This window comes from Aeromonas sp. FDAARGOS 1406 (assembly GCF_019048565.1).
GTDB classification, from domain to species: domain Bacteria; phylum Pseudomonadota; class Gammaproteobacteria; order Enterobacterales; family Aeromonadaceae; genus Aeromonas; species Aeromonas caviae.
On record NZ_CP077378.1, the window covers coordinates 3,547,519 to 3,572,500 of the forward strand.

The 24,982-nt window shown below is 65.0% G+C and carries 24 protein-coding genes (1 of these 24 cut by a window edge); 9 read left to right on the plus strand and 15 right to left on the minus strand.

All coding sequences use genetic code 11. The features are described from left to right. Nucleotides 1-49: 49 nt before the first annotated feature. Nucleotides 50-616 (plus strand): TetR/AcrR family transcriptional regulator, encoded by a 567-nt coding sequence (locus I6L36_RS16865; protein WP_010672924.1) that lies wholly within the window; start codon nt 50-52, stop codon nt 614-616. A gap of 155 nt (nt 617-771) precedes the next feature. Here I6L36_RS16865 and I6L36_RS16870 read toward each other — a convergent pair whose 3' ends face one another. Then, the gene (locus I6L36_RS16870) at nt 772-1,683 is read right to left on the minus strand and encodes a LysR family transcriptional regulator (RefSeq protein WP_109112371.1); all 912 of its coding nucleotides are present in this window, start codon (nt 1,681-1,683) and stop codon (nt 772-774) included. 147 nt (nt 1,684-1,830) lie between these two features. Here I6L36_RS16870 and aguA point away from each other — a divergent pair, with 147 nt between their 5' ends. Next, entirely contained in the window at nt 1,831-2,928 is a 1,098-nt protein-coding gene (aguA, locus tag I6L36_RS16875) for an agmatine deiminase (protein WP_109112372.1), read from the plus strand. Nucleotides 2,929-3,064: 136 nt separating this feature from the next. Beyond that, nucleotides 3,065-4,768, plus strand: coding sequence for an amidase (locus I6L36_RS16880; protein ID WP_109112373.1), 1,704 nt, complete (start codon nt 3,065-3,067; stop codon nt 4,766-4,768). A 539-nt stretch (nt 4,769-5,307) separates the two neighbouring features. Here I6L36_RS16880 and I6L36_RS16885 read toward each other — a convergent pair. The 8 genes from I6L36_RS16885 to I6L36_RS22040 form a co-directional block, all read right to left on the minus strand. Further along, nucleotides 5,308-6,615: a ferric reductase-like transmembrane domain-containing protein gene (locus I6L36_RS16885; RefSeq protein ID WP_216986745.1), complete on the minus strand. Its 1,308-nt coding sequence runs from the start codon at nt 6,613-6,615 to the stop codon at nt 5,308-5,310. A 221-nt stretch (nt 6,616-6,836) separates the two neighbouring features. After that, on the minus strand, nt 6,837-8,090 hold the full coding sequence (locus I6L36_RS16890) for a DEAD/DEAH box helicase (RefSeq protein ID WP_216986746.1): 1,254 nt from the start codon (nt 8,088-8,090) through the stop codon (nt 6,837-6,839). A 102-nt stretch (nt 8,091-8,192) separates the two neighbouring features. Continuing rightward, nucleotides 8,193-9,668 (minus strand): GGDEF domain-containing protein, encoded by a 1,476-nt coding sequence (locus tag I6L36_RS16895; RefSeq protein ID WP_216986747.1) that lies wholly within the window; start codon nt 9,666-9,668, stop codon nt 8,193-8,195. A 217-nt stretch (nt 9,669-9,885) separates the two neighbouring features. Then, nucleotides 9,886-10,539 (minus strand): DUF799 domain-containing protein, encoded by a 654-nt coding sequence (locus I6L36_RS16900; protein WP_109112566.1) that lies wholly within the window; start codon nt 10,537-10,539, stop codon nt 9,886-9,888. Continuing rightward, complete coding sequence (locus tag I6L36_RS16905; RefSeq protein WP_042016536.1) at nt 10,536-10,895, minus strand: DUF4810 domain-containing protein; 360 nt, start codon at nt 10,893-10,895, stop codon at nt 10,536-10,538. Before I6L36_RS16905 ends, I6L36_RS16900 begins: the two co-directional genes overlap by 4 nt. Nucleotides 10,896-10,906: 11 nt before the next feature. Continuing rightward, nucleotides 10,907-11,578, minus strand: a complete 672-nt coding sequence (locus tag I6L36_RS16910; RefSeq protein ID WP_029313711.1) for a CsgG/HfaB family protein — start codon at nt 11,576-11,578, stop codon at nt 10,907-10,909. A gap of 89 nt (nt 11,579-11,667) precedes the next feature. After that, nucleotides 11,668-12,264: a LysR substrate-binding domain-containing protein gene (locus tag I6L36_RS16915; protein ID WP_254052389.1), complete on the minus strand. Its 597-nt coding sequence runs from the start codon at nt 12,262-12,264 to the stop codon at nt 11,668-11,670. Then, the gene (locus I6L36_RS22040) at nt 12,204-12,575 is read right to left on the minus strand and encodes a LysR family transcriptional regulator (RefSeq protein WP_254052388.1); all 372 of its coding nucleotides are present in this window, start codon (nt 12,573-12,575) and stop codon (nt 12,204-12,206) included. Before I6L36_RS22040 ends, I6L36_RS16915 begins: the two co-directional genes overlap by 61 nt. A gap of 245 nt (nt 12,576-12,820) precedes the next feature. On the opposite strand from I6L36_RS22040, the gene I6L36_RS16920 reads away from it, so the two are divergent. Continuing rightward, nucleotides 12,821-14,047, plus strand: coding sequence for an MFS transporter (locus tag I6L36_RS16920; RefSeq protein WP_109112565.1), 1,227 nt, complete (start codon nt 12,821-12,823; stop codon nt 14,045-14,047). Between the two features lie 7 nt (nt 14,048-14,054). Here the strand turns inward: I6L36_RS16920 and I6L36_RS16925 are convergent, their stop codons facing one another. Further along, nucleotides 14,055-14,516, minus strand: a complete 462-nt coding sequence (locus I6L36_RS16925; protein ID WP_109112564.1) for a hypothetical protein — start codon at nt 14,514-14,516, stop codon at nt 14,055-14,057. Between the two features lie 150 nt (nt 14,517-14,666). Here I6L36_RS16925 and I6L36_RS16930 point away from each other — a divergent pair, with 150 nt between their 5' ends. Together I6L36_RS16930 and I6L36_RS16935 are read left to right on the plus strand one after the other, a co-directional pair. Then, nucleotides 14,667-15,575, plus strand: coding sequence for an S-adenosyl-l-methionine hydroxide adenosyltransferase family protein (locus I6L36_RS16930; RefSeq protein ID WP_109112563.1), 909 nt, complete (start codon nt 14,667-14,669; stop codon nt 15,573-15,575). Nucleotides 15,576-15,834: 259 nt separating this feature from the next. Then, complete coding sequence (locus tag I6L36_RS16935; RefSeq protein ID WP_109112562.1) at nt 15,835-17,730, plus strand: PhoX family phosphatase; 1,896 nt, start codon at nt 15,835-15,837, stop codon at nt 17,728-17,730. A gap of 223 nt (nt 17,731-17,953) precedes the next feature. Here I6L36_RS16935 and I6L36_RS16940 read toward each other — a convergent pair whose 3' ends face one another. Both I6L36_RS16940 and I6L36_RS16945 read right to left on the minus strand, forming a co-directional pair. Further along, nucleotides 17,954-19,903 carry a MacB family efflux pump subunit gene (locus tag I6L36_RS16940; RefSeq protein ID WP_109112561.1) on the minus strand — a complete coding sequence of 650 codons (1,950 nt, stop codon included), beginning with the start codon at nt 19,901-19,903 and terminating at the stop codon, nt 17,954-17,956. Nucleotides 19,904-19,905: 2 nt separating this feature from the next. Continuing rightward, entirely contained in the window at nt 19,906-21,063 is a 1,158-nt protein-coding gene (locus I6L36_RS16945) for an efflux RND transporter periplasmic adaptor subunit (RefSeq protein ID WP_109112560.1), read from the minus strand. A 148-nt stretch (nt 21,064-21,211) separates the two neighbouring features. On the opposite strand from I6L36_RS16945, the gene I6L36_RS16950 reads away from it, so the two are divergent. Together I6L36_RS16950 and I6L36_RS16955 are read left to right on the plus strand one after the other, a co-directional pair. After that, on the plus strand, nt 21,212-21,892 hold the full coding sequence (locus I6L36_RS16950; protein WP_010672948.1) for a response regulator transcription factor: 681 nt from the start codon (nt 21,212-21,214) through the stop codon (nt 21,890-21,892). A 14-nt stretch (nt 21,893-21,906) separates the two neighbouring features. Then, on the plus strand, nt 21,907-23,226 hold the full coding sequence (locus I6L36_RS16955; RefSeq protein ID WP_254203443.1) for an ATP-binding protein: 1,320 nt from the start codon (nt 21,907-21,909) through the stop codon (nt 23,224-23,226). An 89-nt stretch (nt 23,227-23,315) separates the two neighbouring features. Here I6L36_RS16955 and I6L36_RS16960 read toward each other — a convergent pair whose 3' ends face one another. The 3 genes from I6L36_RS16960 to I6L36_RS16970 all read right to left on the minus strand — a co-directional run bounded on the left by I6L36_RS16960 (nt 23,316) and on the right by I6L36_RS16970 (nt 24,728). Beyond that, nucleotides 23,316-23,726, minus strand: a complete 411-nt coding sequence (locus I6L36_RS16960) for a DUF6515 family protein (protein WP_109112558.1) — start codon at nt 23,724-23,726, stop codon at nt 23,316-23,318. Nucleotide 23,727: 1 nt separating this feature from the next. Further along, entirely contained in the window at nt 23,728-24,021 is a 294-nt protein-coding gene (locus I6L36_RS16965; RefSeq protein WP_109112557.1) for a hypothetical protein, read from the minus strand. A gap of 146 nt (nt 24,022-24,167) precedes the next feature. Next, on the minus strand, nt 24,168-24,728 hold the full coding sequence (locus I6L36_RS16970; RefSeq protein WP_041994991.1) for a carbonate dehydratase: 561 nt from the start codon (nt 24,726-24,728) through the stop codon (nt 24,168-24,170). Nucleotides 24,729-24,949: 221 nt separating this feature from the next. Between I6L36_RS16970 and I6L36_RS16975 the strand changes: the two genes are divergently transcribed. Beyond that, nucleotides 24,950-24,982, plus strand: the 5' end (the start) of a protein-coding gene (locus I6L36_RS16975; RefSeq protein ID WP_109112567.1) for a ribonuclease. The gene runs 609 nt beyond the window's last position; 33 of the gene's 642 nt are visible here — the first part of the coding sequence; its start codon is at nt 24,950-24,952; its stop codon lies off the right edge, out of view.

The following is a 24,982-nucleotide window of genomic DNA, read 5'->3' on the forward strand; positions in this document are numbered from 1 at the left end:
TTGCCGCCCTGTTTTTTCCGTCCCGCGGGACCTTGCCACCGGAGACCCCATGCGCAGCGCCGAATACGATCGGGATGCCGTCTTGCGAAACGCCATGGAAGCCTTTCGCGCCAAAGGCTATGCCAAGACCACCATGCAGGAGCTGGTGGCCGCAACCGGCCTGCACCCGGGCAGCCTCTATGCCGCCTTTGGCAACAAGCGCGGCCTGCTGCTGGCGGCGGTCGATCACTATGTGGCAGAGAAGGGGGCCCTGCGCCGCCGCTGCCTGGCACAGCCCAGCCCGCTGGCGGGGCTGCACGCCTTCCTCGAGCAGGTGGTGGACGATGCCCTGCAGGGCTCCTGCCTGCTGACCCGCACCCTGATGGAGCTGGCGGAGCAGGACGAGGAGCTGCACCTTCGCTTCAAGGCCATCTACGGCGAGCTGGAACAGGATCTGGCCGGGCAGCTGGCCCTGGCAAAGGCGCAGGGAGAGCTGGCAAAAGAGGGGGACATCCCCACCCTGACCGCCTTCTTGCAGGTCCATATCCAGGGACTGGTCACCTTCGCCCAGTGCCACCCCGACCGCCCTCTGCTGGCCGGTGTCGTCGCCCGGATGATGAGCGCCCTGCGGGCGTGATGGCGAGGATGGAAACAACAAAGGCTCCCGCGGGAGCCTTTGTTGTTGCTGGGAATGCCACACGCAGCAGGGGTTTTGCCCCCTTCTCCCGCTCATTTACAAAAGAATGGGAGGAGGGTTGGGGATGAGGGGGCGGAACTGCCAACCGCAGCCGCTTAGCCCGGATTCACCAGATCCTTCATCAACGTCTTCAACCAGATCAAGGCGGGTTGCTGCGCATGCACCGGGTGCCAGACACAGTTGAGGTGATAGTCCGGCACGTCGTCGGGCAGGGGCAGGCTTTTCAGCGGCCAGTGGCTGGCGAGCAGCTCCGCCACCATGCTGGGCAGCACCAGCAGGTGATCGCTCTGGCTCACGATGGCGGCGGCGGACATATAGCTCTGGCTGTTGACCGAGATGGTGCGGCTATGGCCCAGGCTCTGCAAATAGCGGTCGAGGCTCGCCTCCGAGGTGCCCAGCGGCGAGTGGAACACGTGGGGCATCTCGATAAGCTGCGCGAGGGTGATACGCTCCTCCTCCAGCTCCAGGGTGGCGCGCACCAGTCCGGCCAGGGGCTCGGTGAGCCAGGTCTCCTTGCCCAGATAGCCTGGCACCTGCATGTACTCGTCAAACCCCAGCACCAGGTCGATTTCGCCGCTCGCCAGCTCCGCCTCCGGCAGGGTGTCGCGCAGGATGCGGATCTCGATGGTGACCCCGGGGGCCAGCTTCCTGAGGCGCTGGATAAGGGGCGGGATCAGCACGCACTCCACGTAATCCGTGGTGCAGAGCACGAAGCGGCGCTTGGAGTGGCGCGGTTCGAACAGCTCCTCCTCGGAGAGCTGCTGCTCCAGCAGCCGCAGCACCTGCTGCACCCCCAGATGCAGCCGCTGGGCCCGGGGGGTCGGCAGCATCCCCTGGGGCGTGCGTACCAGCAGCGGATCGTCAAAGAAGGCCCGCAGGCGATTGAGGGCGTGGCTCATGGCGGGCTGACTGATAAAGAGCGACTCGGCGGCGCGGGTCACGCTCCCTTGCGTCATCAGGGCGTCAAGGGCGAGCAGCAGATTGAGGTCGAGCTGGTGCAGTTTCATGGTGGGGATTATTCGCCGTGTTTATGGGACAATCCATCCTATTCATTTGATGGATGGGCGCGCAACTTCTTACACTGCGACCCACTCTTATTTTTCCAGGGTTCCCAGGTCAAGGTGGGGGCCTCAATCCATGCAAGGAGCCTTGCGATGAGCATCAAGACCATCAACTCCATTCCGGCCGCCGACGGCTTCACCATGCCCGCTGAGTGGGCGCACCAGCAGGCCGTCTGGATGATCTGGCCGTTCCGCCCGGACAACTGGCGGGGCGCCGGTCGCTTCGCGCAAGCCACCTTCGCCAAGGTGGCCGATGCCATCGGGCAGGCCACCCCGGTCTTTATGGGGGTGCCGGAACAGTTCATGGAGCAGGCCCGCGCCATCATGCCCGCCCACGTCACCCTGGTGGAGATGGCCAGCGATGACTGCTGGGCCCGCGATACAGGCCCGACCATAGTCACCAACGCCGCCGGTGAGTGCCGCGGCGTGGATTGGGGCTTCAACGCCTGGGGCGGCCACAAGGGCGGTCTCTACTACCCTTGGAACCAGGATGAGGAAGTGGCAGCCCGGATGCTGGAGCAGCACGGCCTGGATCGCTACGCCGCGCCGCTCATTCTGGAAGGGGGCTCCATCCACGTGGATGGCGAAGGCACCTGCCTGACCACCGCCGAGTGCCTGCTCAACGAGAACCGCAACCCGCACCTGAGCAAGGATCAGATCGAGGCTTACTTACGCGACTATCTGGGCGTGAAGAGCTTCATCTGGCTGGACGAAGGCGTCTACATGGACGAGACCGACGGCCACATCGACAACATGTGCTGCTTCGTGCGTCCGGGTGAAGTGGCCCTGCACTGGACAGACGACCAGAGCGATCCCCAGTACGCCCGCTCCCTGGCCGCCCTCAAGGTGCTGGAAGCGGCGGTCGATGCCAAGGGTCGCAAGCTCAAAATCTGGAAGCTGCCCCAGCCGGGCCCGCTCTACTGCACCGAAGAGGAGTCCGCTGGCGTCGAGAGCGGCAGCGGTGTGCCGCGCGAGGCAGAAGGCCGTCTGGCCGGTTCCTATGTGAACTTCCTCATCACCAACGATCGCATCGTCTACCCGCTGCTGGATGCCGCCACCGATGGCGAAGCCCAGCGCATTCTGGAAGAGATCTTCCCGGAGCACACAGTGGTTGGCGTACCGGCCCGGGAGATCCTGCTGGGCGGTGGCAATATCCACTGCATTACTCAGCAAATTCCTTCTGGCAAGTAAGAACCTGTTCCAAGCCAGCCGAGGTTGGTATTCAAAACCCCACGCCGTGGGGTTTTATCTCTTGATGACGTGATGGTCGCAGGCGCCGATGCGGCGATCATCATTACAAACAGTCACCCTTTTACAGGAGATCCCCATGATCGAAGTGACCGAGGTTTCCATTGCCGAGCTGCGTGCCGCGCTCGAATCAGGCCGTACCACAGCGGTCGAACTGGTCGAGGCCTATCAGGCGCGGATCAAAGCCTATGACGGCCCCGAGACACCAACCCGCCTCAACGCCGTCGTGGTGCCCAATCCCGATGCCCTGAAAGAGGCGCAAGCGTCCGATGCCCGCCGTGCCCGTGGCGAAACCCTGGGGCCGCTCGACGGCATCCCCTACACCGCCAAGGACAGCTACCTGGTCAAGGGGCTGACCGCCGCCTCCGGCAGCCCGGCCTTCAAGGATCTGGTGGCCCAGCGCGATGCCTTTACCGTGGAGCGCCTGCGCGCCGCCGGTGCCATCTGCCTTGGCAAGACCAATATGCCGCCGATGGCCAATGGCGGCATGCAGCGCGGCGTCTATGGCCGTGCCGAGAGCCCCTACAACGCCGACTACCTGACCGCGCCCTTTGCCTCCGGCTCCTCCAACGGTGCCGGTACCGCCACCGCCGCCAGCTTCGCCGCCTTCGGTCTGGCCGAAGAGACCTGGTCGAGCGGCCGTGGCCCTGCCTCCAACAACGGCCTGTGTGCCTACACCCCGTCCCGTGGCGTGATTTCGGTGCGTGGCAACTGGCCCCTGACCCCGACCATGGACGTCGTCGTGCCCTATGCCCGCACCATGGCCGATCTGCTGGAAGTGCTCGACGTAGTGGTCGCCGACGATAGCGATACCCGTGGCGATCTCTGGCGCATGCAGCCCTGGGTGCAACTGCCCAAGGCCTCCGAAGTGCGTCCGGCGTCCTATCTGGAACTGGCTGCCAAGGCCGATGCCCTCAAGGGCAAGCGCCTCGGCGTGCCGCGCATGTTTATCAACAAGGATGAACTGGCCGGCACCAGCGACAACCCCGGTATCGGCGGCCCGACCGGTCAGCGCATCCATACTCGTCCGACCGTGATCGCGCTGTGGGAGCAGGCCCGTCAGGCACTGGAAGCCGCGGGCGCCGAAGTTATCGAAGTGGACTTCCCGCTGGTCTCCAACTGCGAAGGGGACAGACCCGGCGCGCCCACCGTGTTCAATCGCGGCATCGTGAGCCCTGAGTTTCTCAACGACGAGCTGTGGGAGCTCTCCGGCTGGGCGTTCGACGACTTCCTGCGCGCCAACGGCGATCCCAAGCTCAATAAATTGGCCGATGTCGATGGGCCGAAGATCTTCCCCCACGATCCGGGCACCCTGCCGAACCGCGAGGGCGATCTGGCGGCGGGCATGGACGAGTACGTCAATATGGCCAAGCGCGGCCTGAAATCCTGGGACGAGATCGCCACAGTGCCGGATGGCCTGCGCGGTCTGGAGCAGACCCGCAAGCTGGACCTGGAAGACTGGATGGACGGGCTCAAGCTCGACGCCGTGCTGTTCCCCACAGTTGCCGATGTCGCCCCGGCCGACGCGGACGTGAATCCGGCCTCCGCCGATATCGCCTGGAGCAACGGCATCTGGGTTGCCAACGGCAACCTCGCCATTCGCCACCTCGGCGTACCGACCGTCACCGTCCCCATGGGCGTCATGGCCGATATCGGTATGCCGGTGGGCCTGACCTTCGCCGGTCGCGCCTATGACGACAACAACCTGCTGCGCGTCGCCTCGGCCTTCGAGTCCACCGGCAGCAAGCGCCAGGTGCCGCCGCGCACGCCGCCGTTGGAGTGATTGGTGTTGTGGGTTAAATCTCTCGGGTTCGTCCGAATATAATGAAAAAACCACCCATTATGCGGGTGGTTTTTTATTATCTATATTGGCTTGTTTTTATTTAAAGATATTAATTGCAACCCTCTAAATTTTTGCTGTGGTCAATGCTGTTATCAATAGTTTGTATGGAGATGGTATTCACCTGACAGTTGCCCACAAAAGGGAGTGGTCATACGGCTTCAAACCGGATAACAAAACGGTACCCCTACCGTGTTATCTGGAGTCACCGTATGACCACCAACGAGAAAGTAGCACGTCGTAAACTCAGCTTGCTAGGGAAGGTGCGAATAAGTCATATGGCACGAGAGCATTTACTGGTAACCCATTGATATTAAATGGCTAAAATTTTCATTTTTTGTTCTTGGGATACTTGTTCGCACTTTCCCTGGGGCGGCAGCGTGCGGGCGGCGGGGGCGTGGCCCGCTCAAGGGGGCCCGTGCCCGCCTGTCTCCCAGTTTCCCTAATATCAGGCCAATGACTGAACGCGCCGGGCTGATCTGTCAACGGAAGCGGAACAGCTCCCGGTGCAGCGGGGCGGCCAGATGGGCATCCAGGGTGTGGGCCATGGGCTCGGGGCCGCAGAACCACACCGGGGTGTGCTGGCGTTCACCCAGGGCGGCCAGATCCAGTCGGCCGCGCTCTGACTCCAGATGCAGCCGGTAGTCGACTCCGGCCCGGCGGCACAGCTCGGCCAGCCGATTGTGATAAGGGGCGGCCTCGGCGGTGGGGGCGCATTGCAGCAAGGTGGTGCCGGGGCGTTTTTCGCCGCGGCGCACCAGGGCCTCCAGCCAGGCGACGAAGGGGGTGATGCCGATACCGGCGCCCATCCAGAGCGCGGGGGCGGGATCCGGCAGGGCGAAGGCGCCATAGGGGCCGGTCACGATGACGGCATCCCCCACCCTGAGGTGCTGGTGCAGCCAGCGGGTGTGATCCCCGAGGGCGCGCACCGCCAGGGTCAGAGAGCGGTAGTCTGCCGAGACATCCACCAGGGTGTAGGGATGGGGCTCGCCGCGCCCGGCGAAGTTGAAGAAGGCGAACTGTCCGGGGCGGTAGCCGTGCAGGGGCGCGGTGAGGGCAACCCGGATCTCCAGGGTGCGCTCATCCAGGGGGGCGAGGGCGCTGACCGTCCCCTGGTGACGCGCGTTCTTGCCCACCCGGCCAAACAGGGAGTAGAGCGCCCCCAGGGCACCCAGCCCGCCGCCGATAAGCAGGGTCAGGCCGACCGGAGTCAGGACGCCGATGCGTGGCAGCAGGCACAGCCCGTGCAGCCAGCCCATCAGATAGATGACGGGGGCCAGCCGGTGAACCACCCGGAAGCGCTCGTAGCGCACCACCGCAAGCAGGCTCACCGCTACCAGGGCCAGCAGCAGATAGAAACCCCATTCCCCCAGGGTATTGCCGAGTTCGTGCCACAGGTCATCGCTGCCTGCGCCTGCGCCTGCGCCTGCGCCTGCACCGCGGCGTGCCGGCCGGGTCAGCCAGTCGGCGGTGACGGCCCACTTGGGGGCCTCCACCAGCAGCCAGTGGGACATCAGGGTGCCGGTGGCCCAGAGGGCGCTGCTGCGGTGCAGGCGCAACATGCGATCCAGCCCGCCGCACCAGGCCTCGAGCCTCGGCAGGCGCAGGGCCAGCAGCAAAGAGAGGGTCATGGCGCCGAGGCCAAGCAGACCGGTCAGGATTAGCAGCTCGTGGCGCCAGGGCCAGACGCTGGCGGGCCACTGGGTGAGACCAGCGAGCCAGAGCAGGGTGAGGGTCAGGGGCAGGGCCCAGACGAGGGATGCGGGTTTCATGATGTCCTCCTTGTCCATGCCTCCATTGCACGCCTGCTTTGTGGCGAAAGTGTGCCCCCTGACTACCTCTTTTGTAGCAGAGTGTGGCAAAGGGTCGCCGGGTCAGGGCAAGCGGGCTGAGGAGGGGGGCGCGGGGCAGAACAGGGGGGCAGGAAAGCGGTTGGCGTCACCCCACAGGCCTGGGTCTGGAGAGGGGTGATGCTGGGGCAGGCGCATGGCTGCCCCAGCAAACAGTCGTGTCAGGATTTTCGTCCCTTGCCGCCCTTGTTGCCCGCGAGGGCCTGCTTTCTGGCCTTCTGCTTCTGGGCGCCCTTGCTGGCGCGGCGCGGCTCGGGGTCGAAGCGGGTGAGATCCGGCTCAAAGCCCGGGAACCACTGCTGGGGCAGGCGGGTATCGAGCACGGCTTCGACTTTTTCCAGCAGGGGGGCGTCTTCCGGGCTGAACAGGGTGATGGCGAGCCCCTTGTTGCCGGCGCGGCCGGTGCGCCCGATGCGATGGACGTAATCCTCGGGCTGATGGGGGAACTCCAGATTGATCACATGGTTGAGATCCGTGATATCGAGGCCGCGGGCCGCCACGTCGGTGGCGACCAGCGCCTGCAAGGTGCCTGCGCGAAACGCCAGCAGCACGTTTTCCCGCGCGCTCTGTGACAGATCCCCGTGGAAGGCGAGCGCATTGATGCCCCCCTTGCCAAGCTGCTGGGCCAGCTTGTCGGCCCCCTGGCGAGTGCGGCTGAAGATCAGCGCCGGCGCCCAGCCCTTCACGGTCAGCATGTGTTGGACCAGCGCCACCTTGCGATCGCTGTCCACCGCATAGACCCGCTGCTCCACCTCGGCCGCCGTGGTGTTGCGCGGTGCCACTTCCACCAGCGCCGGGTCGCGCAGCAGTACCTTGCAGAGGGCAAACAGGTTGTCATCGCAGGTGGCCGAGAACAGCAGGGTCTGGCGATCCGCCGGGATTTGCTTCAACAGCGCCTGGATCTCGTCCATAAAGCCCATGTCGAGCATCCTGTCCGCCTCGTCAAACACCAGATGGCGCAGTTCGGCCAGCGTGAGCGCCCCCTGGCGCAGGTGATCGAGCAGGCGGCCCGGGGTGGCGATGAGGATATCCACCCCGGCGTTCAGCGCCTCCACCTGTGCGGCGATGCTCACCCCGCCGTAGACCAGCGTGCTGGTGAGAGTGGTGCCCCTGGCGTAGCGAGTGACGCTCTCGGCAACCTGCACCGCCAGCTCGCGGGTCGGCACCAGCACCAGGGCGCGGATGGGGCGAGGGCCATCGCTCGTCGGGTGTTGCAGCAACTGCTCCAGCAGCGGCAGCACGAAGGCGGCGGTCTTGCCGGTGCCGGTCTGGGCGCCCGCCATCAGATCCCGCCCCGCGAGGATCAGGGGGATGGCGCTGGCCTGCACCGGGGTGGGGGCGGCGTAGCCAAGCTCGGCCAGGGTTTGCTGCAAGCGGGGGGAGAGGGCCAGTTCGGCGAAAGAGGCAATGGACATAGGGCACCAGTATGGGGTTATCCCGCCCCGTGGCCGGGACGGAAACAATCAGCGTGGCCGGGATGGTAACAGATAGCAGGGGAGCGGCAGAAGCCGGGCCGCTCAGGGGGCCGAATTGTCACCCGGATCGCGGACAAGGCGGATGGTTTGCCCCTGGTAATAGGCGATATTGCGCTTGCCGTGCTGCTTGACGTGATAGAGCAGGTCGTCGGCCAGTTGCACCGCCTCGGTCACCGTCAGGTAATCGCGAATGCGGGTCACTCCGGCGGAGAAGGTGATGGGGGCGGGCAGTTCGGGGATGCGCAATGGCCGCTCCAGCAGACGGGCGGCGGAGTGATGCATCATGTTGTCATCGTCCATCCCCTTGAACAGCACGATGAACTCTTCCCCGCCCCAGCGAATGGCGACATCGCCCCTGCGAATATTGGCCTTGAGATGAGCGGTGAAGGCGACGAGCGCCAGGTCACCCACCCCGTGGCCATGGGTATCGTTGACGGACTTGAAGTTGTCGATGTCGAGGATCATCAGGTAGTCGTGCTCCTGCAGCAGCGCCTCGTTCAGGATGTCACGGCGCGGCAGTCGGGTCAGGTGGTCGGTCTGGGCCAGGGTGCGCAGGCGGGTAACCAGGCTGCGCCCCGTCAGCATGATCAGCAGCAGGATGATGAGATAGAGCTTGAAGGCCGCCCCGTAGAGCACGGACCGGATGAAATCGCCGTAACTGTATGACCACTTGAGGTAGAGATCATTGCCTGCCTGAGTGCGCATCAGCGGCGTGCTCAGGCAGAGGTGGAACGGGCGGCAGGGCTCGACCTCTTCGAAGGAGAGGACGGTCCGGGTCGGATTGAGGCTCTCGAAGGGGTGTAGCACATCCTTGAACGCCCGGTCGACGGCGATGTCGATGCCCTTGAGTCCATAGCGGTAGTCCTTGATGGCGGGCTCGTAATAGACGAAGGGGAAGTAGAGGGTGATGGTATTCAGTCCGGTGAAGGTGTCGGTGTAGATCTCGGATACCCAGGTTTCATCCGTGCTGCAGGGGACATGGGTGGCCGCGAAAAAGGCGCAGCCGAAATAGTGGGTCCAGGGCTCGATGTCGCTGAGGTCGGTGTTGATGGGCAACAACTGGCTCGGCAGCATCCCCTTGCTGGCGACCATGCCAAGCATGCGGCGATCATCATAGAAGGCGTAGAGGTTGAGGACCTCGGGGTTGGAGATGACGTATTGGTAGGCGAGGAGCATCTGGTTGGCCGGGGGCAACACGGGAATGACCGCCAGGCGCTTCAGGGTGGGGAGATCATAGCCATAGGCATAGGCCGTCGCATCCCCGTTCTCGCTGAAGATGGGCATCTTGATGCTGCTGTTGTCGATGAAGGCGGCCAGTTTCTCCGGCGCCAGGATGCGAGCCCGCTGATAGAACACCTCGAACAGGTTGGGCTGCTTGGCGGTGATGAGCGCCATGTCGTGCCTGATGACGAAGTAGGTGTAGTTGCACACCAATCCGAGCCCCATCAGGGCCAGGCAGAGCCAGCCAAGCCGGGTGAGCCATCGACGGGGGAGGAAACGCAGCAGTGAGGCGGCCATGGCGTGAACGCTTCCGTGGTGACAGAGGCCTTTTTTGTAACTGATTTTGCCGGGCATCACCAGATGAAGTTGGTGGGGCGCCATGGGGTGTGCACAAAAATGAGCCAGCAATATCAAAAAGATAGACGATAAGAACGCATTCGATGGTGGGCGGGGGAAAGGGGGGGCTGAAACAAGAGGGCATGGCGCCCTCTTGTGTGGAGTGAGACGACGCGCCTTAGCGAGCCTGGTATTTCGGCGAGCGGGGGCCAGGGAGGATGCCGTTGGGCATGTCGGCACTGAGTAGCCTGACGCTGGTGATGCCGGCGATTTCATGGCCCTTGTCGGTCAGGGTGTTGGCAATCTGATTGACCACCGCCACCACCAGCATGCCGATGAGGCCGCCCCCCGAATTGCCCTGCTGCTCGGCACTGCTGGCGCTGGCACTGCCTTCCCACAGCAGCTTGCCAGTGCGCAGATCCACCAGGCGGGCACTGGCGGTGACCACTGTCTCGCTGGAGATGACCAGATAGCTGGTGCCGTACTCCTTGATGTCGAGGTAGAGGGCGGTATCGGCACCGTAGATCTCGTGGAGCTTCTTGATGGGCAGCGCCTGGATGTCGGCGGGCTCGGTCACGCCGTTCTGCTGGAACGTCTCGTTGGTGACCGCCACCGGCAGCACGTAATAGCCGGACTCGGCGAGCGGATAGGTGATCTGGGATTGCAGGCTGGGGCCCGCCTTGATGTCCGGCGAGTGATTCACCGGCGGCAGCACCAGAATGGAGGTTGGTCTGCTCTCCTTGAAGTTGCTGTAGTCGTAGCCGGGGCCCTGTGCGCAGCCGCCCAGGAGGAGGGCGCCCAGCGTGAGGGCAAGGAGGGGGCGCAGGGTCATTGGGTCTCTCCCTTCTTGTTGGACATCAGGAAGTTCATGAAGGGGGCCGATTCGGGGAAGAGGCGCTTCTCGGTTTCGAACTGCTCGCGAGTCTGGGCATCCTTGCCGAGCTGGGCGTACAGCATGCCGAGGTGAGCGTGAAAGCCCGGTGGCACAGCCTGCCCCTTGGCGCTCGCTTCTTGCTGGTTTTTCTCCAGCGCATCGATCTGCGCTTCGACCCCGGTGTCGTCACCCTGCATGTGCTGGTAAACCACTCCCTGATATTGCTCCCAGTTGTAGAGCGTCTGCGGCCCCTGGGCGCAGGCGCTCAGCAGCAGGCCGCTGACCAGCAGCAGAGAAGGACGGAACAGCGTCATCTCGTCTCTCCTCATTGGGCCGGGCGCCAGGCACCGGTCTCGATGCCGTTCACCAGATTGTTGACGGCCTCGCGGATGGCGAGATCCAGCACCTTGCCGTTCAGGGTGGAGTCGTAGCTGGCGGTGCCGCCGAAGCCGACGATCTCGCGGTTGGAGAGTTCGTACTCCCCGGCACCCTGGGAAGAGAAGACCACTTCCGAGGTGGTGACGTTGACGATGTTCAGGTTGACCTTGGCATAGGCGATCTGTGACTTGCCGCGACCCAGGATGCCAAACAGCTGATGATCACCGACTTCCTTGCGACCAAACTCGGTGACGTCGCCGGTGACCACGTAGTCGGCGCCCTTGAGTTGCTGAGCCTGTTGCTTGATCCCGGCTTCGGCCTGGATCTCCGCCATGTTGTCGCGATCCAGCACGCTGAAGCGGCCGGTCTGCTGCAGGTGGGTGATCAGTACGGTTTTCGCCTGGTTGCCCAGCCGGTCCACGCCGTCGGAGAAGATGCCACGCATGTAGCTGGAACGGTTGTCGAACTTGCCGACGGCGATGGGGCTGCGTGCGCCCTGATAGTGGCTCTGATAGGAGGCAACCTTGGGTACCTCCAGGGTGCGCGACGACTCGCTCGCACAGGCTGTCAGCAAGCCCGCCATCAGGATGACACTGGATGAAACAACAAACTTCTTCATGTAAGGCCCCGTTATCAAAGGAAAAAACAGCGGCGGACTCTAACATGGTTCGTTGCGAAGAAAGTGCCCCGTATGGGGGGCATACCCGCTCAATCCCTGTGCGTTTGACAGGGGGTGGCGGGTGACCGGGTCTGTTGCAGGGGCTGGAACACCTCCTCCAGGGCTGCCACCAGGGCGCGCATTCGGCCCGTCTTCTGCACATCCGGGTGCAGCACCATCCAGATGTCGATGGGATCGTGCTGGTCAGGCAGCAGGCGCACCAGGGCGGGGTCTTCTTCGGCGAGGAAGGTGGAGAGCAGGGCAATGCCGAGCCCCTGCCGGGCGGCGGCCATCAGCACCAGCTGGGCATTGCTCTGCAGGACCACGTTGGGTTCGTGGAGCGGTTCGCCGCACAGACTCAGCCAGTGACGGGCCACCAGCTCTTTGGGAAAGAGCAGCAGGTCGTGCTCTTGCAGTGCCTGACCCGAGCGGGGCGTGCCCCGCCTGGCCAGGTAGTCGGGAGAGGCGTAGAGCCCCATCTTGATGGTGGCGAGCCGTTTGACCACGAGATCTCCCTGCTCGGGGCGCACGCTGCGAATGGCGAGATCCGCCTCCTGATTGGGGATGTCGCTCACGCTGACGGCGGTCAGCAACTTGAGGCGGATGCCGGGGTGGCGCTGGCGCAGCAGGGTGAACGCGGGCAGCACGAAGCCCTGGGCCAGGGTGTCCGTGGTGGCGATGCAAAGCTCCCCTTCCAGCTCCCCCAGGCTCGCGTAGGCATCATGGCCAGGGCCGCCTGCGCCATGGCCTCGGCCTGGGGCAGCAGCGCTTCCCCCAGGGGGCTGGGGCGATAGTGTCTGGGGGTGCGGATAAACAGCTTGGCCCCCAGCTGCTGCTCGAGCAGGGTGATCCGCCGCCCGACGGTGGCCTGATCCACCCCGAGCTCGAGTCCGGCCTGCCGCAGGCTGCCCCGCCGTGCCAGGGCCAGGAAGAAGCGGGCATCGTCCCAATTGATCATGCTTGCTCCTCACTCAAGCAGAACGCCCGATTGGCGCCGCAATATTAGATGCCAGCGGGGATGGCAGCACAAGGGGATAGACCGGGTCCGGTGCGTGCCTGCGGCTCCCCGGCCAAGGGCCGCGCTACCCCGACGTGATGCAGGATTGAGTCGGCGTGATGCAGAACTGCCGCAGTCCGGGGTGGGCGGGATCGCTATGATGTCGCTCCCGATTGCGGTTTCATTCGTCTGCCACTGGAGTGTCCATGTCTGTCTCAAGCGTCCCGGCTTGCGAGCCAGGTCAGGTTGTCCATCCTCGTCTGCGCTGGTTTCTCTCCCTCGCCCTGATGTCGGCCCTGCTCAACAGCAGCGTGCCTACCCCGCTCTATCCCCATTACCAGGCGGCCCTGGCTCTGAGCGATCTCGGCCTCAGCCTCATCTATGGCGGCTATGCGGGGGGCGTGCTCATCGCCTTGTTCGGGGTGGGCAACCTGGCAGGACGAGTGGCGGATCTGCGCACCCTGATCCTGCCTGCCTTGGTGGCGGTCGGGGGCGGGGCACTGCTCTTCTCCCTGGCCGACAGCTTCTGGGCCCTTTTGCTGGCGCGGCTGCTGGCCGGGATTGGCACGGGCAGCCTGACCGGTGCCGCCAATGTGGCGCTGCTGCGTTTTGGCCCCAGGGATGGGGGCAAGCGGGCGGCGCTGAGCGCCACATTATCGTTCACCGCCGGGCTGGCCCTTGGCCCCGTGTTCAGCGGGCTGGCGCTGCAGCAGGATCTCTACCCGACCACGCTGCCGTTTCTGCTGATCCTGGGGATGGCGGCCTGCGCCATCGGGGGGCTGGTGTTGAGCTGGCCCAAAGGGGTGAGGGCGACGAAGGCCGCCCCGAGCGGGCAGGGTGGCGGCTCCCTGGGAGAGGGGCTCAGGGCCACGGGGGCCGGGTTCTTCCTTTGCGCCCTGGCGCTCTTCACCGCCTGGGCGGTGGCGGCCAGTTTGCTGGCCATGGGTCCCAAGGTGGTGAGCGAGATGCTGGGCATGACGGATCTGGGGCTGTTCGGCTATCTTGTCGCGGCCTATCTGGTCTTCTCCGGGCTTTGCCAGCTCTGGGCCCGTCGCCTGGATGCTCGCCATACCCTGCAAAGCGGCGTGCTGGCCCTGGCGCTGTGCGTGCTGCTCTTTGCCGGGGCCGTGCACGGCCTGCCGAGCTGGCTGGCGGGGTTGGGGCTGCTGGTGGCGGGTTACGCCCAGGGGGCCGTGTTCGTGGGCAGTGCGACCCTGGTCAACCGCATCGCCCCCGCGGCCAGCCATGCGCGGCTGCTCTCCCTCTTCTATGTGATCGCCTATGTGGCGAACTGGGTGCCCGTGTTGCTGGGCTGGGTGAGCGACGGGGCCGGCCTTGGCGTCGCGCTGGATCTGCTCTTCGTCGGCAGCACCCTGACAAGCCTGGGGCTGGCCTGGGCGGTGTCTCGGCGGCGCTTCGAACCCGCTGTGTGACAAGGCATCACCCATCGACCAGGACGACGCTCCCGGCATCCAGGTGATGCATCCACTCCCGCAGGATCAGCAGGGCGGCGGCGATGCGCTTCTCCCTCGGCAACTGAGCCGATGCCAGGAGATCCCCCTCCACCATGGCGGCAAGCTGACCGAACAACCGCTCTATGTTCTCCCGGCTCTGCACCCGGTTGCCGAGCACCTCGGCCAGGGGCTCCGGGCTTTGCAGGTGCAGCACGGGGTGGGGCGGGATCCGTGCCGCGAGGGGCATCAGCACATCCTCCACCACCATGATGGCTTGCTCAAGCTCCAGGGGCGTCGGCGGATCTCGGCGAAAGGGTCCCGGGGTCAGGGCATCGAGCCCCAGTGTCAATGCAAATGTCTGGCTGGTGCCATCGGCCGCGGTGAGCGCGACCTGGCTTCGGGTATTGCCCAGGCTCAGCAAAATGGTGTCGTGATGCTCTCTGGTCATCTGGTGTGCTCCCGGCGTTGGATGCCCCATGGATACACCCGCACGGGGCGGATTGGCGAGTCATTTCGCCCCCCATTCGGGCATCAGGGGTTGCAAAGATCGCCATGAGTGGCAATCTGGACGTCCAAACGTCTTTAAAGGAGCCCTGACATGGATATTCGTATCGTCCCCCGCGCCCTCGTGCTCGCTCTCTCTCTGGTGGGGGCGAGTGCCCTTGCCAACGAGGCTCTGGTGTTCCAGACCGACTTCGGTCTCAAGGATGGCGCCGTCTCGGCCATGAAGGGGGTCGCCTTCGGGGTGGACCGCACCCTGCCGCTCCATGACCTGACCCATGAGATCCCGGCCTACAACATCTGGGAAGCCTCCTACCGCCTCTATCAGACCCTGCAATACTGGCCCGCGGGTACCGTCTTCGTCAGCGTGGTGGACCCCGGTGTCGGCACCGAACGCAAGTCGGTGGTACTCAAGACCAGGAGCGGCCACTACATCGTCAGCCCTGACAACGGCACCCTGACCCTGGTGGCGGAGCACTTCGGCATCGAGGCGGTGCGCCAGATAGACGAGAAGACCAACCGCCTCGAGGGCTCCGAGAAGTCCTACACCTTCCACGGCCGCGACGTCTACGCCTACACCGGCGCGCGCCTCGCCTCCGGTGCCATCAGCTTCGAGCAGGTGGGGCCCCTGCTGCCCGCCGAGGTGGTGACCATCCCCTATCAGCCTGCCGTGGTCGAGCAGGATGGCACCTTGAAGGGCACCATCCCGATCCTGGATGTGCAGTACGGCAACGTCTGGACCAACATCGACGAGGCCCTGCTCGGCAAGGCAGGCATCCACAAGGGGGACAACGCCTGCATCAGGATCAGCGAAGGGGATGCGCTGAAATACGAGGGCAAGGCCCCCTACGTCAGCAGCTTTGGCGATGTACCTGAAGGCCAGCCCCTGGTCTACCTCAACAGCCTGTTGCAGGTGTCGGTGGCCCTGAACATGGACAGCTTCGCCGCCAGACACCAGGTGCAATCCGGCGCCAACTGGCATATCAGCCTGAAGAAGTGCAACTAGACGCTGCCAGCGGGTGCTATCCGGTACAAACGGGCATATCAGTCTGAAGAAGTGCGGATAGGGTTCAACCCTTCTGTCGGCGACATGTCTTTCGGGGCGGTGGGACTCCTGTCCACCGCCCCTTGTCGTTGGCGGTGGCGTCTTGCCAGGCCAGCCGGTTATCTCATCATTTGTCATCCTCGCTTAATAAAGCGCTGCCATGCTGTGGCCGGACGCCGTGATGACGCAATGATTGCGCCGAGATAACAAGGAAAAGCCGATGAGCCGTTTTGACAAGAAAGACAGTGCCAACCACCCCCGCGAGCAGGAGCCGGCGTTCAACCGCCTCATCGAGGCGGGTCTCAGCCGCCGTGGCTTCCTCAAAGGGGTGGGCGCCGCCAGCATGGTGGCCTTCTTTGCCGCGAGCCCCGTGGCCCAGGCCGTGGCCGCCGCAACCCGGCCGCTGCTTGGCTTCCAGGCCGTGCCCGCCTCGGTGGCCGACACCATAGTGGTGCCGCCCGGCTACAAGGCCGAGGTGCTGATCGCCTGGGGAGATGCCCTCTTCCCCGATGCCCCCGCCTTTGCCCAAAGCAACGACGCCAAGGCCCAGGCCCGCCAGTTTGGCGACAACAACGACGGTATGAGCTTCTTCCCCCTGGGCCCGGATCGCGCCCTGCTCGCCGTCAACAACGAATACACCAACTACGAATACCTGTTTGCGGATGGCGGTAAGACCCTCAGTGCAGAGGCTGTCGCCAAGGCCCAGGCGGCCCACGGGGTCTCCCTGGTGGAGCTGGTGCGCATCGATGACAAGTGGCAGGCCAACCCCAAGGGGGCCCTCAACCGCCGCATCACCGCCACGACCCCCATGACATTGAGCGGCCCGGCGGCGGGCCATGCCCTGCTCAAGACCCAGGCCGATCCCGAGGGGCGCACCGCCCTTGGCACCTTCAACAACTGCGCCAATGGCCAGACCCCCTGGGGCACCTACCTCACCTGCGAGGAGAACGTCAACGGCTACTTCGGTAGCGAGGGCAAGCCGGCGCTGGACCAGCGCGCCGCCCGCTACGGTCTGGCCGCCGAGGATGCGGGCTTTGGTTGGCACAAATTTGACGAGCGGTTCGATCTCGCGAAGCATCCCCAGGAGCCGCACCGCTTCGGCTGGGTGGTGGAAATCGATCCCCGCGATCCCGCCTCCACCCCGAAGAAGCGCACCGCCCTTGGCCGTTTCAAGCATGAGAATGCGGCCTTCACCGTCAACCAGGATGGCCGCGCCGTGGTCTACCTCGGCGATGACGAGCGGGGGGAGCACATCTACCGCTTCGTCTCGAAGAACAAGGTGGCGCCGGGCAATGACCCCGCCAACCGGGATCTGCTGGACGAGGGCACCCTCTATGTGGCCCGCTTCGAGGCCAGGGAGGGGGAGCTCAAGGGCACCGGCCAGTGGCTGCCCCTGGTGCACGGCGAGCATGGTCTGACCCGGGAGAACGGCTTCGCCGATCAGGGGGAGGTGCTCATCTTCGCCCGGGAGGCGGCGACCCGGCTCGGCGCCACCACCATGGACAGGCCCGAGTGGGTGGCCGTGCATCCCCACAGGGCCGAGGTCTACTGCACCCTGACCAACAACAAGAACCGCGGCATCAAGGAGAACCAACCTCTCGATGGCGCCAACCCCAGGGCCGAGAACCCCTATGGCCAGATCATCCGCTGGCGCCCGATGGGGGACGATCACGGGAGCGACAGCTTCGAGTGGGATCTCTTCCTGCTGGCGGGCAACCCTGGCGTGCACAAGGAGGGGCTGATGGCGGGCAGTGCCAACATCCATCCGGACAACATGTTCAACAGCCCGGACGGCATCGGCTTCGACGAGGCGGGGCGGCTCTGGATCCAGACCGACGGCGATTACTCCAACGAGAAGCAGTTTGCCGGCATGGGCAACAACCAGATGCTGTGCGCCGATCCCGCGAGCGGCGAGGTGCGCCGCTTCCTGACCGGCCCCGTGGCCTGCGAAATAACGGGCCTCACCTTCACGCCAGACTGGCGCACCATGTTCGTCGGGGTGCAGCACCCGGGTGAGGAGGGGGCTCCCTCCCATTTCCCGGACGGCGGCACCGCCATCCCCCGCTCCGCTGTGTTGCGGATCACCCGGGACGATGGCGGCATCATCGGCGCCTGATGGCCCGGGGTAACCGCCTGGCCCGTGATGACAAGAGCCGCCTTCGGGCGGCTTTTTTTGTGGGTGTGGCGGGCGGGAGACAAAAAAGACCGGGTACGGGACCCGGTCAAAGAACCCGCGCATTCAGGGAAGAAGTGCGGGCGTTCAGGCTTGGTGGCGGGGCCGGGCATCGGCCCCCGATCCGGTGTCGGGGTGAGTGGCGTCACCCCGGCGTCAATGCGGGCTATTCGCGCTCCAGTGCGTGGATGGGCTCCAGCTTGGCGGCCCGGCGGGCCGGGGCGAAGCCGAATATTACCCCGATCAGGCTGGCGCAAAGGCAGGCCACCCCCATGGCGGCAAGGGAGTAGCTCATCCGGACGCCGCTGCTGAAGTGGTCGAACAGTTGGCCCACTACCAGGGAGAGGGCGATGCCGAGCACGCCCCCCAGCAGGCAGATCAGCACGGCTTCAATGAGGAACTGCTGCTGGATATCCCGGGTCCGGGCGCCGACCGCCATCCGCACCCCTATCTCCCGGGTGCGCTCGGTGACCGAGACTAGCATGATGTTCATCACCCCTATGCCCCCGACGATCAGGGAAATGAGGGCGATGAGGGCGATCAGCGTGGTCAGGGTGGCGCTGGTCTGGCTGATGGTCTGACGGATGCTGTCGGTGTTGAGCAGGAAGAAGTCCTGGCTGCCGTGGCGCAGGGTGAGCAGGCGGCTGATGCCGTCCTGGGCGGCGTCCAGGCTCACCTCGTCCCGCACGCGCACACTGATGCTGCGCAGATGGCTCTGCCCCAGCAGGCGGCTCATGGCGGTGGTATGAGGGATCCAGACGTTGAGGGTCTCGTCGCTGCCAAAGCCGCTCTGGTTCTTGATGGCGACCCCGATCACCCGGCAGGGCAGATCCCCCAGCAGGATCACCTGGCCCAGGGGGGACTGGGTCGGGGCGAACAGCTTGTCCCGGGTGTGCTCGTCGATCACCACCTCCTGGGCCAGGCTCTCCTCGCTCTGGCGATCAAAGCCCATGCCCTGGGCCAGGCGATAGCCCCTGACCTGGAAGAACTGGGCGCCGACGCCGTTGATGGTGCCGGAGACGGCGGTGCTGCCAAGGCGCAGGGTGGCGCTGGTGCTGAGGCTGGGGGTGACGCTGTGCACGTAGTCCAGCCGGGCGATGGCCTCGGCGTCCCCGAGCCGCAACGTCTGTATGGTAGCGGAGCGCATGTCCCCGAAGCCGCGGCCGGGGAACACCTCCAGGGTGCTGGTGCCCATGGCGTTGATGTTCTCCAGCACTCGCTCCCGGGAGCCCTGCCCGAGGGCCACCACGGTCACCACCGAGGCGATACCTATGATGATGCCGAGCATGGTGAGAAAGGTGCGCAGACGCTGGGCAACCATGGCCTTGAGGGCCATCTGCAGGGCATTCCCGAGCCCCGCCATCAGCGGGGTCTTCCCCCTGGCGGACGTCTTGGTGGCGGCCTGGGTCGCCTGGGGAAGGGCCTGTGGCTCGCGCGTGCGGCGATCGGCGATCACTCGGCCATCTTTCAGTTCGATGATCCGCTCGGCGTGGCGGGCGATGTCCATGTCGTGGGTGACGATCACCAGGGTGTGGCCCTGGCGATGCAGAGCTTGAAGGCTCGCCATCACCTCGGCGCCGCTCTGGCTGTCGAGGGCCCCGGTCGGCTCGTCGGCCAGGATCACCTCGCCGCCGTTGATGAGGGCCCGGGCGATGCTGACCCGCTGCTGCTGGCCGCCGGAGAGCTGGCTTGGCTTGTGTTCGAGCCGGCTGGCGAGGCCGAAGCGGGTCAGCAGGGCCTCGGCCCGCTGGCGTCGCTCGGCCGGATCCAGACCGGCGTAGAGGGCGGGCACTTCCACATTGGTGCGGGCATCGAGATCCGCCAGCAGGTGATAACGCTGGAAAATGAAGCCGAAGTGCTCCCGGCGCAGGGCGGCGAGCTCGTCCCGGCTGAGGGTGGCAGTATCGCGCCCGGCCACCAGATAGGCCCCCTCGCTCGGCTGATCCAGGCAGCCCAGCAGGTTCATCAGGGTGGATTTGCCGGAGCCCGAAGCGCCGACGATGGCCACCATCTCTCCACGGGCGATCGCCAGATCGATGCCATCGAGCACGGTGACGGTGCGCTCACCCTCTTTGAAGTGGCGGCGGATGCCCCGCAGTTGCAACAAGGCGCCCATGGTCACATCCCCATGGGGGGCGGCATGCCCCCGGCGGCGTTGCTCTGGCCTGCGTTCACTTCGCTGACGATGACCCGCTCACCGGTGCTCAGGCCCGACAGGATCTGGGCATCCACCTTGTTGTTCAGGCCGACCTTGACCCGGCGCAGGCTGATCCGGCCTCCGTCGTCGATCACCCTGACCTGATCCCCCTGCAGGGCGATGGCCGGGATCACCAGCGCATCTTTGAGCCGGGCGACCACCAGATAGACCTGGGCCGTCATGCTGATCCTGAGCTGACCGTCCTGGTTGGGCACCTCGAACAGGCCGTGATAATAGATGGCGCTGCTGTCGCTGCTGCTGGTGGTGTCGTCGTCATTGATGGTGTCGGGGGCGGGCTCGATGGCCCGCAGGGATCCCTCGAAGCGGCGCTGGCTGTTGCCAAGAATGGTGAAATAGACCGGCATGCCGACCCGGACGTTGATGACGTCGGCCTCGGAGATCCTGGCCTCCACCGTCATGGTGTCGAGCTGGGCAATCTTGAGCAGGGTAGGGGTGCTCTGGCTGGCGTTGAGGGTCTGCCCCTCCTCCACCGGCATGGCCACCACGGTACCGGAGAGGGGGGCCAGGATCCGGGTATACCCCAGGTTGACCCGGGCTGTGTCCACCGCGATCTCGGCCTGCACCCGCTGGGCGTTGAGGGCCCGGATATCGGCCAGGGTCTCGTCCAGGGTCGCCTTGGCGCTGTCATGGTCGGCCGTGCTGCCAAGACCTCTTGCGACGATCTGCCGCTGGCGCTGGTATGCCAGGCGGGCATTGCGAAGGGTGGCCTCTTTGGAATCCAGCTGGGCCTGGAGGTTGTCGCGCTGGGCCAGGGCATCCTTGAGGGCGTTCTGCTGGGGCAGATCGTCGATCTCGACCAGCAGCTCCCCCTGTTTGACCTCCTGCCCCAGAGTCACGTGCAGTTTCTTGATCTGGCCCGACACCTGGGCGCCCACGCTCACCTGCTTGCGCGCCTTCAGGGTGCCGTCCGCCATGATGAGCTGCTCCAGATCCCGGATCTTTGCGCTGGCGGTGATGTAGTCGCTGGCGGGTGCCTTGGCCTGGGGGCGCCAGGCCAGCAACAGGGCGAGGGCGCACAGGGGCAGCAGCCAGAAGAGACGAGGGGAGAACGTGGGCATGACAACCTGTATCCTGAATGACGATCACGGCGGCACTCTACCCCAGAGCCGGGTTAAGGCTCTTTGCGCCAAGCGTAAGGGTTTCGTAAAAATGGCTGCCAAGTGCGTGGCAAGCGGCGAAAATGGCCGCCGACAAGGGAGACCGCATATGAAGATCCTGCTGGTGGATGACGATGCCGAACTGGGCGCCATGTTGAGTGAATACCTGGGGGGAGAAGGGTTTGATACCACCCAGGTGCTGACCGGAGGGGAAGGTGTGCACCATGCCCTCTCCGGCCGTTACAGCGCCCTGCTGCTGGATGTGATGCTGCCCGACTTGAGCGGCACCGAGGTGCTGCGCCAGGTGCGCCAGCGCAGCCGCCTGCCGATCATCATGCTGACCGCCAAGGGGGACAACGTGGATCGAGTGGTGGGACTGGAGATGGGGGCCGATGACTATGTGCCCAAACCCTGCTACCCCAGGGAGCTGGTGGCCCGGCTGCGGGCCGTTCTGCGGCGGGTCAACGAGGGGGGGAGCGCAACCCCCTCGCCGGATGCCCTCATCCTGGGGGATCTGACGGTCACCCCGGCCAACCGGGTCTGTCTCTGGCAGGGGGAGCCACTGGAGCTGACCGCCACCGAGTTCAACATGCTGGTGTTGCTGGTGCGAGCACCGGAGCAGGTGGTCACCAAGGACACCCTCTCCCTGCAAGGGGTAGGGCGCCCGAGGGAGGCCTATGATCGCAGCGTCGATGTGCACATCTGCAACCTGAGGCAGAAACTGCAGCAAAAAGCGGGGGAGGCCGTCACCATAGAGACGGTGCGCAGCATAGGGTACAAGATACGGTGATCCTCAAGGGACGTTTGTTCTGGAAGATTCTGCTGGGGTTCTGGCTGGCCATCGTGCTGGTCAGCCAACTGCTCTGGCTCGGTTTTCGTGCCGAGCGTGACCCCCCGGAAGAGCACCTGGCCCAGCAGTTGGCGAGCCAGCATCTGGAGATGGCGGCAGCCGTGCTGGCAAAGGGGGGAATCGAGGCTGCGACGGCATTGAGCCAGGCCATGTCGCCGCCGTTGCTGCAGATAACACTCCTTGATGTCTCCGATGCGCCTCCCCGGCCAGCGCCCCGGGCATCCAGGCTGCCAGCCTCCGGGGAACCTGGCCCGGGCAGCGTGCTGACACGCACCGTGATTGCCAGCGACGGGCAGACCTATCTGCTGCAGACCAGAGCGGACCCGCGCGTCCTCCCCGGCGGGCTTGCTCCCGGCCTCCTCTCCTGGCTCAACATTCCTCCGCCCATGCTCTGGATTGGCGGCCTGGGGGGACTCTTGTTCAGCATTCTGTTCGCCTGGCACCTGACCCGGCCCATGAACGCCCTGCGGCGCAGCTTCGATCGGGTAGCCAGAGGGGATCTGGAGGTCAGACTCTGGCCCGCTCTGCGCTGGCGCCGGGACGAGCTGACGGAGGTGGCGAAGGAGTTCGATCTCATGGTGGAGCGGTTGCAGCAACTGGTCGAGGGGCGCGAGCAGCTGCTTCACGACGTCTCCCACGAGCTGCGATCCCCCCTGGCCCGCATCCAGATGGCCATCGGCCTGGCGGAGCAGCGCCCGGAGAAGGCGAGCGACGCCCTGGCGCGGATCCGGCTCGAGACGGAGCGGATGGACAGGATGATAGGGGAGCTGCTGACCCTCTCCCGTGCCGAGCAGGGCCACGGGCTTGAGCAGAGCCACTACGACCTGCTGGCGCTGGTGGAGACCGTCGTCCAGGATGCCAGGTTCGAAGCCCAGCAATCCGGAGTCGAGATAGCGCTCGAGGCGGCGCTGGGGGAGGGTTGCCTCCTGCTGGGGCATGCCGAGCTGGTGCGCCGCGCCGTGGATAATGTGGTGCGCAACGCCCTGCGTTTCTCGCAGTCGGGCCAGATGGTGAATGTTCGCGTGCTGCGCCTGGGCCAGGAGATGCAGCTCTCCATCGCCGATCGGGGGCCCGGGGTGGAGGAGGGGAAGCTGGCGGGGATCTTCGACCCCTTCGTGCGCATCGGCTCACCCCGCATGGGCAAGGGCTACGGGCTCGGGCTCGCCATCGCCCGCAAGGCGGTGATTCTGCAGGGCGGTACCATCCAGGCGCGCAATCGCGCACAGGGGGGGCTGAGAGTGACCATGACGCTGCCAGTGCATGACCCGTCCTGAGGTACGCGGCTCAGACCCGAGTGGGGTAAAACCCCTGTAATGAAAGAGGGGGCCAAGGCCCCCTGCTCGTATCTGTTCCTCCGTGCGATTCAGCGCAGCGCCGCTGGCGGCGGCACCTCGGTGTAGCGCCCGTCCATTTCTCGCAGGTAGTAGTGACCCTCCCTGACGTAATAGCGGCGGCCATCCAGATCAAGAGGGATGAGCCCTGTCTCTGCCACCACCAGGACCTGAGGAGGCGGGGAGACCACCACATAGTGGTTCTCCTGCCGGCGGTAGAAAATGCCGTCGAGCACATAGTAGGTGAGCCCGGCCAGCAGCAGTGTTTCCACCCCTCCCGGCAGCCTGTCGACGCGGTGGCCGAAGCCAGGGCCAGCCCCATGGCCGTACTGCGGGGCAGGGCTCTCCCATCCGCCCGGTCTGCCAATGTTCCCCGGACCCGCCATGGCGGGCAGGGCGATGGCCATGGCAAGCAGCCAGAGTGAAGGGCGGTGCAGACTCATCTCACTGCCCCTTGAGCGGCGCACCGGCGGGCTGGGGTTTGAGTGGCTGGGGCGGCAGTTCGCGCACGCTGACCGTGACCTCGTAGCGGGTATCCGGCTTGGCGGCATCAATGTTTTTGGACAGCGCCTGGACCAGGGCCTGGGGATCCGCCCCCTGCTTGCTGGCGTGATAGAGCACGGAGGAGGACGGTGTCATGGGGCCTCCTTGGCGGGCGCCCATCGGGGGCGGCATCTCGCCTGCATGAAGGAGCGTGGTGCCCAGCAGCAGGGCAAGGGCGACAGGATAGCGTGACATGATGATGACTCCATTGATGGGAACGCCCCCATCAAACGCGACGCGTGCGCCCGGCTCAACCACCTTTACACCCTCTTTTCGCCCTCTTTACAGTTGTGACAACGGGCGCCGTGGCGCTCGTTGTGTGTCGTGAACCGCTCGCCGGATCAAAACTCGTTGGAGAGCGCCTTGTAACCCTTGACGAGGTCGATGTTGGTGTGAGCCACATCCTCGGAGAACTCGGTGGCGTCCACGGTGACGCGCGGGATCTGCGCCAGATCGCTCTGCTGGTTGATGCGGGTGGTGGAGGGGACATAGAAGCCGGGGGGAATATCGCAGCCATCGACCACGGAGTTGTGGCGCACCACGGACCCTTCGCCGATGTGGCAGTTGAACAGCACGCTGTTGAAGCCGATGAAGACCCGGTTACCCACTTCGCAGGGGCCGTGGACGATGCTGCGGTGGGCGATGGAGCTGAACTCGCCGATGGTGACGGCAGCGCCGGATTTGGAGTGGATGACGACGCCATCCTGAATGTTGGAGTTGGCGCCGATGACGATGGGTTCCATGTCACCGCTCTCGTCCACTTCGTCTGCGCGGATCACGGCATAGGGGCCGACAAACACGTTCTCCTTGATGATCACCTTGCCACAGATGATGGCGGTCTTGTCGATATAGGCGGATTCGTCGATAACGGGCAGGTGACCTGAGGGATTCTTGCGGATCATGTTACGTCCTGTTGCTGATGAAATCGGGGAAACGTGGCGCGTCATGAAGGCCCGCCGGAGAGCCAGCTTACGCCTCTGATCCGGCAGGGGAAACCTTTTACTGGTCTGACCCATAGTGAGTAAGGCCATTTTGAGCGATTGTTCTTTGACTCCCTGTTATGGGAGCATGAGGGCGCAAAATGGGGCGCAACCGGGTGCAAAGAGATGAGGGGGAACGAGAGATGAAGCAGGTCATGGTATGGCTGGTGGGGTCG